The organism is Streptomyces avicenniae, from assembly GCF_000719135.1.
Taxonomy (GTDB): domain Bacteria; phylum Actinomycetota; class Actinomycetes; order Streptomycetales; family Streptomycetaceae; genus Streptomyces; species Streptomyces avicenniae.
In genome coordinates, this window is sequence record NZ_JOEK01000038.1 from 1 (window position 1) to 448 (window position 448).

General features: G+C 66.7%; 1 pseudogene. It reads left to right on the top strand.

What is annotated here, in order from left to right:
• Positions 1-370 (top strand): annotated as a pseudogene (locus IF27_RS29645) (hypothetical protein); the annotation flags it as partial.
• Positions 371-448 lie beyond the last annotated feature (78 nt).

Consider the following 448-nt stretch of genomic DNA (forward strand, 5'->3'; position numbering starts at 1 on the left):
GTACGTGGAAGGCGCCCTGAAGATCACGACCAACTCCCTGATGGGCAACCCCCATGCGAGGGAGGACGAGATCGCCGGTCTGGGCTGGCAGGAGGTCGTGTCGAACAACGTGGTCACCCAGGTCCGCGACGCCGACTACAGCAAGGAGTCCTTCGAAGAGGCGTGGGACACCAGCACCCAGGCCTGGCGTGACACCGGCCGGGACGTCATGACCTCCGAGAACCTCGGCCTTCCAGGATGGGGACCGGAGGCCGTGCGCAAGTCCGTCGGACTCCCGGACGCACAGTACGAGCGGATGCTCGACGAGAGCTTTGGCCCCTCCCCGGAACAACGCGCCGGGGCCCCGGGTGACGGTGAGGGCGACGGCTGATGGGCGTCCTCGACGATCTCGACGAAGGCCTCGGCAAGCTGAAGTACGGCGTCAACCGCGGCTTGACCATGGTGGAAC